Raw genomic sequence first — 6962 nt, 5'->3', positions numbered from 1 at the left:
CAAACTACCTTCTTCTCACATTCGCCAGTCCCCCGCGCTCATGTAGGTAGTCTAGTTACCTTCTTCCCAAGAATTGTTTTTTCGAAACTAACTCGTATGCCATTTTTCTTCCTGATTGCGAAACAATAGGAGTTAATAGTCCTTTATTCGCCAAAGAGTCCATATATTGTAGAGCTGTCCGTCTGTTAATTTGAAGCTTTAATGCTACTAATTTTGCTGTCAGCTTAAGTTCATCCGCGGTCATCGCGTAATGAAGAATTGCCCGCTCATAAACATTCAGCTCCACTTGTTCTACGCCAACGGCTCGTCCCCATCTTGCCATAGCCATTAGGATCGTCTGCTGGCACCTGGCCGTCTTCTCGTTGAGCCCGTCATACGAGAAGCGAAGCAGCTTCCACTCGTCGATCAACAGCAAGTTCTGGCGCTCCTCGTTATCGTCGAATTTCCATCGGCTGATTTCACGCCAGTGAGGGCCAAAGCCATCTACCTCCAGAAGCAAACCAAACGTTCGCGAAGGTAGATAAGCGTAATCGGCGAACCGGGTTCCGCCACGTAAGTCGATTATTTCGTATTCCGGGTGCAGATGCTTTAGGCTACCCATGGCGAGCCACCATACGTAGGCGAGAATTTTCTCCGCTATTCCGTGCTCCTCTTGAAGTCGCCTCTTCCTTTCCCCGCGGCTCGATTTGATCGCCTCCGCCATCATCTGCCGATACTCCCTCTCGAAAGCTGGGTCGAATTTAAAATCCCTATCGTCCAAACGACGCTCCTTAACCCTTCTTGCCTCCATCGTCATCCCTCCGGAAAATGAAATAAGCCGCCCACCCCGGACTATCTCCGGAACGAGCGGCCTGTGCTTCAGGACCTTAATAAATTTACAATACCTGACAACAAACAAAATAGCAATAGCCGGAATCTAATCGGGACTCAAGTGGTCCACGCTGACTCTAGTTTTATCTTCAGCCCCCCCCTCAAGCCCTTCGATACCGCTGAGGAGAGCTGCCCGTGATCCTTCGAAACAGCGAGTGGAAAAACTTCATGTCCGAATACCCGACTTCGTTGGCCGTCTGCTGGACCGTCTTGTCCGTCGTTCTCAGCAGCTGGCAGCACTTCTGGATGCGCACGTTCTGCAAGTATTGATTAAACGTCTGGCCGGTCAGCCTCTTGAACTGATTCTGGAAGTGCCCGGCGCTCATATACACTTGATCGGCGACGTCTTTGAGCGTGACCCGGTCGCCATAATGAAGCTCGATATAGCGGAGAGCCTCCGCTAGCTTCTCCGCCGACAGCGTCTCGTTGACCAACGCCGGGAACGAGTCCGAAGCCGATTTCCCCTGGCGAAGCCGCTCCTCTTCCAGCGTTCTGCCGAGCAGCAGCAGCGACTGGACAAGCAGCGCCTTCACCATCGTCCGGAAGCCCGCCGACCGCTCCGTATATTCGCGGTAAGCTTGCGTAAACAACGCGAGGAAGCGGTCCTGCCGATCTGCGCACCGGTACCAGCCTCCGTCGGGCAGCCCTTGCTTCCGCAGCAGATCGGCGATGCCCGTCTGCTCCGTCAGCCATTCGGGAGGGATATCGAGCGCGGACGGATCGAATATGAAGTTCAACACGACGAGAGGGGACGTCTTGTCGGTCGAGCCCGGACGGAATACATGCGAGGTGCCGACGGGCAGCAGGAACAGATCGCCTTTGGCCACCTCCAGCAGCTGGTCTTCGACGTAGTGGAAGCCTCTTCCCTCCGCGACCAAGCTCAGCTCGACGAAGTCGTGCCGATGCATGCCCGTCGCGAACGCCTCCGTTTCCCGGTTAAGGAAGATTCGGTAATCCTCCTCGAAGAATCGCTCTCCCCGCAGCAGCTCCGCCATGTCCAATTCCTCCCCGAATGCGAATTCGCATGATTCTCCCGAGCCCCTCGACGCCCTCTTCCCAGCCGTTTCGGGCGACTCTGTTAAGTACTCTAAAGCGAAGCCCCGCCTTTGTACATGGAAGATCTCTACCTCCGTTTTTGTATAATGTCTACCTTTCCCCAAAATCTAAATCCTCCTATGGTATTCTAAGAGTAACAGCGAGAGCGTTCGCGCGTCCTTTAGGAAAGGGTGGCCATCGAGATGCGGCGACTGGGAATCCGAAGCCGGCTATTTTTCTCCATCACGCTAGTCGTCTCATTCGTCATCGCCGCGCTTAGCGTCTTCTTCTACGACAAGCTCTCTAGCATTCTGTGGGAGCGGTCGCTAGAGTCGTCCCGGCAAATGCTGCAGCGGGTGGACGCCTCCTTGACGCAGGCGCTGCGCGATCTGGATCGCATCTCGGCCCAGGTCATCTACAACCCGGACTTCCAGAATCGGTTTCAGGAAGCATTCGTCGAACCGGAGTCTTTCGAAGCCCTGGATCGCAAAAAATCGTTCGAAACGACGCTCTCCACGCTGAACGGCCCCTCCTTCATCGCCGAGCAGATCAACGTCTTCAACCTGGAAGGCGATATGATCTCCTATGGCCTGAAGATCGATCCCTATCCCGACCTTAAAGATCGCATCCTTGAAACGGATTGGGTTCGCCCGACGGAAGCGAAGGGGGGAGACAAGATCCTGAATCCTCCCCACCGCGACACGTGGTTCAAATCCGGGGAACTCGTTTTTTCCCTGTCCCGATTGTTCCCTTACGCCTCCTCGGACTCTCCCCAATTCGTCGAAGTGCAGCAGCGATACGACAAGCTGGAAGAAATCGTCGGAGACGCGCTGTCGCAAACCCATAACGAGCTGTACATCTTCGACGATCAAGGACGACTGTTCTACCCGGCTGCGGAGAAGGCGGGCAGCCTCCCCTTCGATTGGGCGGATATCCCGAACCTCTCGCCCGGCGTTTTCCACAGCATGACCGAGAAAAAGAACGGCCAGAGCTACGTGCTCGGCTGGCTTCGCTCCGCCCCGTTCGGCATGACGATCGTCGCCGCGCAGCCCCGTCATGTGCTGTTGAGCCCCGTCAAAGACTTGCGCAACGTCGTGCTCACCGTAACGATCGCGGCGGGGTTATTCGCCCTTCTCGTCGCATACGCCGTCGCCTCGACGATCGCCTCCCCGCTTCGGCTCATCCTGCGCGATATGAAACGCTGGGACCTGGAGCAATTCCATCTGAAGAACAACCGGTCGCGCGCCTATTCCAAAGCCTCGTTCGAAATCCGCGAGCTGCATGACGGCTTCGTCTCCATGAAGCAGCGCCTGCACCACTCGATCGAGCAGCGGATCGAAGCCGAACGACGGGAGAGTCTTGCGAATCTTCAAGCCCTGCGCAGGCAGCTTCAGCCTCACTTCGTCTATAATACTTTGTCCTCGATCGGGATCCTCGCCGAGAACGAAGGAGCGCCCATGGCGGCGGACATGACTTTCCGGATGATGAGAATGATGGAGTACATTAGCCGCCAGGAAGACGATACGACACGACTCGCCGAAGAGCTGAGCTTCACGGAAAATTACCTGGAGCTGATGAAGCTCCGGTACCAAGAGAACTTCCGCTACGAAGTGAAGACCGACGACTCGCTGCTCGGCGTCTCCTTCCCGAAGTTCGTGCTTCAGCCCCTCGTGGAAAATTCGTTCGCCCACGGCTTCAAGGAGGTCTACCCTCCCTGGGTCGTCCGCATCGACTGCGTGCCTCTCTCCTATGGCGTCTGGACGCTGCGGATCGCCGACAACGGAAGCGGCTTCTCCCCCGAAGCGCTGGACCGCGTCCGCTCTTTCGCGGAGGAGCTGAAGGCCGGCCGACCGGACGGGCTCGAGCGGCTCGCGGCGAGAGGCTTCGGCGGACTCGGCATCGAGAACGCGATGACCCGCCTCCACCTGTTCTACGGAGGCGACGTCGCCTTCTCCGTCCGCAATCTGGAAGAAGGCATGGAGCTTCTGATCACCATCGGCAAGGAGGGCTAACGGATGTTCCGCATCCTGATCGCAGAAGACGAACCGTTGCTGCTGAAGAGCATCGCGGATAAAATCCGGCAACTGGATCCCGACTTCAAGATCGTCGGGGAATACGAGAACGGCGAATACGCCGTTCTCGAGCTGGATCTGCTTAGACCGCACGTTGTCCTGACCGACATCTACATGCCCGTCATGGATGGGCTGTCGCTTATTCGCCACGTCCGGGAACGGTCGCCGGCCACGATCTGCGCCATCCTGACCGGATATCGAGACTTCGAGTACGCACGCCAGGCCATCCAATTGGGCGTCTCCGACCTGCTTCTCAAGCCTCCGACAGCCGACATTCTGGGTCCGTTCCTCGCGGAGACGAAGCGGCGGCTGTCCCGCAACCAGACACTGGTCGAAGCGGAGCTGCTTCAGCAATGGATGCTGCGCAAGGAGGAAGGAGGCGGCTCGGAGGAGATTCGCCGGCTCGCGCAGGAATATTTCTATCATTCTCGCTACTTGGTTCTGTATGCCCGCGTCGCGGGTTCCCCGGAATCCCAGGCGAAGATTCCCAGCTTGCTTCCGGTGCTCGAGGACGGCGAACGGCAATACGCGCTGCCTCCGATCGGCGCGTATGAAGGAGCTTCGGTCATCGGCGTCCACAACCTGACGGAAGCCCGGCTTGAAAAGCTTCTCGAGTATGCCCGGTCCGAGCTGCAGGCTTCCGCCGCCTGCGTAACGGCCGTCGCCGCGGCGAAGCTGCAGGACGATCTGCATCCGGCTCTCGAGCTGCTTCGCCGCGCTTCGCGCGCGGGCTTTCCTCTGGAGGGCAAGCGTGTCCGTTCGTTCCGCGGCCCGCATGATCGCCCTTACGACATTCCTCCGCTTCCGCTTCCGGGAAGCCTGGAACAGGAGCTGGCGGCTCTATGGGTAAAGAAGCGCAAATCCGACTTCGTCCGCAAGCTCGAAGGGCTGCTGCTGACGGAGGCTTGGTCGAACGCGACGCGGGCGCAATGGCAGCAAACGCTCACCTTCCTGACGAACTCGCTGCTGCTTCACGAAGAAGCCTCCTCTCCGAAGGCGCCGACCGCCAGGTGGCATCATGAGCTGGAGGATGCCGTTTGGCGGCCGACGAACCGCGACGGCATCATCGAGGGCATTCGGGAGTTCTTCGACACTTTCTTCGACGAGATGGAGCAGGAGGCCGAAGCCTCATGGACGGAAGAACTGAAGCTGTACTTGGAGAACCGCTACATGGAGAACATCACCCTGGCCGAGCTGGCGGAGCGCTTCGGCCTTAACCCCTCGTACCTCGGCCGGGTCTACAAGCGCAAATACGGCCAGAGTCCGATCGACAACCTGATCCAAATCCGCATCGACCGCGCGAAGAAGCTCATCCTCGAACGGCCGCGCCTGCTGTTCAGGGAGATTGCCGAGATGGTGGGCTGCGCGGACCCTTTTTACTTCAGCAAGCTATTTAAGCAGTGGACCGGTCTGACTCCCCGGGAGTTCAAGAAGAACGGCGGATACTGAGCGATTATGCCCTATAAACTGCTTCGGATCGGCCTATAACCGCCTCTTGGCCGCTTCTTATAATACGGGATGTAAGACGATATCGAGCACATGCGGGGGGAACGATATGACAACGAATTGGAAGCGCTTATCTGGCTTGACGGCAGTCGCTTTATTGACCGGGTCGCTGGCCGCTTGCGGAGGAGGGAACGATACGAACTCCGGCTCCGCCGGGACCTCGTCATCGCCAGCCTCTTCGGAGGCGGATGCATCCTCTTCTCCGTCGGCTTCGGCCTCTGCGAACAAGGAGCCCGTCAAGCTGACGTTCGCGACAGTAGCGAACGGAGACTCCGAGTCGCAGGCGTTCAAGGAGATTTTCGCCAATTACGAGCAAGCGACGGGCAACAAGGTCGACCTACAGATTTTGCCGGACGTCAACCAGTACGAGAACATCATCAAGACGCGGTTTGCCACGCAGGACGCGCCGGACATCTTCTACTTCTTCGCCGGACCGAACGAATACGTCACGATGCAGGCGGAGAAGAACCTCGTCGAGATGACGGGCTCCGCCTATGTCGATAACCTCACGTCCGCGGTTCGCGACTTCTACACGGTCGACGGGAAAATATACGGCATTCCGTGGGGCTCGTACAACGCGATGGGCGTGCTCTACAACAAGAAGACGTACGAGCAGCAAGGGCTGTCCATCCCGACCAACTACGGCGAGCTGCTGAGCAACGCCGAGAAGCTGAAGCAAGCGGGCGTCACGCCGTTTTACGAAGCGGTCAAGACCGGCTGGCCAACGCAGATTTATCCGCTGTCCGCGTTCCAGTCGTTCGTCATGCCGACGATCGGCGGCGAGGAAGGCGTGCAGAAGCTGGTGTCGAACACGCTGGGCTTCGCCGAGATCCCGGAGATGAAGAAAGTGTTCGAGCGCCAATTCGAGTTGAAGACCAAAGGCTACTACAACAAGGACCTGCTAGCGGGCACGTACGAGAATCAGCAGGAGGCGCTCGCGAACGGAACGGTGGCGATGGCGTTCCAAGCGGACTGGATGCTGCCGGAGATCTCGAAGCGGTTCGGGGACAAGGTGAACGACATCGGGTTTTTCCCGCTGCCGTCGGAGCGGGACGCGGGCGTTGTCTCGCTTTACCCGCCGAAGCAGATCTTCGTGACGAAGACGTCGCCGCGCGTCGAAGCCGCGAAACAGCTGGCCGAGTTCATGACGCAGCCGGATTCGCTCGCCGTGTGGTACAAATACAATCCGGGCATTCCGGTCTACAACGGCGTCGACGCTTCCCTGTTCGCCGGCCAACAGGACATCTATAAGTACATCGAGGAAGGCAAGGGCATCATCCAAATCCAGCTTCGCCTTCCGGCGGGCATCATCGACTTCGACAAGATCACGCAGGAGCTGGTCGGCAAGGGCGACGCCCAGAAGGCGGTCGAGCAGATGGACAAGAACTACAAGCAGGACGGCAAGAACAAGAAGATTGCAGGCTTCTAATCGGCCGTGAACCCGCCCCCGGGGCAACCCGGAAGTCGGGCTCACGGGGG

At 58.1% G+C, this 6962-nt stretch carries 5 protein-coding genes; 3 read left to right on the top strand and 2 right to left on the bottom strand.

Annotated elements, in window-relative coordinates; translation table 11 throughout:
• Window positions 1–55 precede the first annotated feature (55 nt).
• Together H7B67_RS18260 and H7B67_RS18255 are read right to left on the bottom strand one after the other, a co-directional pair.
• Window positions 56–790 (bottom strand): DNA-binding response regulator, encoded by a 735-nt coding sequence (locus H7B67_RS18260; protein ID WP_185121303.1) that lies wholly within the window; start codon window positions 788–790, stop codon window positions 56–58.
• A 181-nt stretch (window positions 791–971) separates the two neighbouring features.
• Complete coding sequence (locus H7B67_RS18255) at window positions 972–1865, bottom strand: AraC family transcriptional regulator (RefSeq protein ID WP_185121302.1); 894 nt, start codon at window positions 1863–1865, stop codon at window positions 972–974.
• A gap of 243 nt (window positions 1866–2108) precedes the next feature.
• Here H7B67_RS18255 and H7B67_RS18250 point away from each other — a divergent pair, with 243 nt between their 5' ends.
• The 3 genes from H7B67_RS18250 (at window position 2109) to H7B67_RS18240 (ending at window position 6912) form a co-directional block, all read left to right on the top strand.
• Complete coding sequence (locus tag H7B67_RS18250; RefSeq protein ID WP_185121301.1) at window positions 2109–3917, top strand: cache domain-containing sensor histidine kinase; 1809 nt, start codon at window positions 2109–2111, stop codon at window positions 3915–3917.
• Window positions 3918–3920: 3 nt separating this feature from the next.
• Window positions 3921–5426, top strand: coding sequence for a response regulator transcription factor (locus H7B67_RS18245; protein WP_185121300.1), 1506 nt, complete (start codon window positions 3921–3923; stop codon window positions 5424–5426).
• Window positions 5427–5532: 106 nt separating this feature from the next.
• A complete protein-coding gene (locus H7B67_RS18240; protein ID WP_185121299.1) occupies window positions 5533–6912 on the top strand; it encodes an ABC transporter substrate-binding protein in 1380 nt (459 codons plus the stop codon).
• Window positions 6913–6962: the final 50 nt, after the last annotated feature.

The organism is Cohnella thailandensis, from assembly GCF_014212135.1.
GTDB lineage: Bacteria > Bacillota > Bacilli > Paenibacillales > Paenibacillaceae > Cohnella > Cohnella thailandensis.
This window is presented reverse-complemented; position numbering and strand designations above follow the sequence as displayed.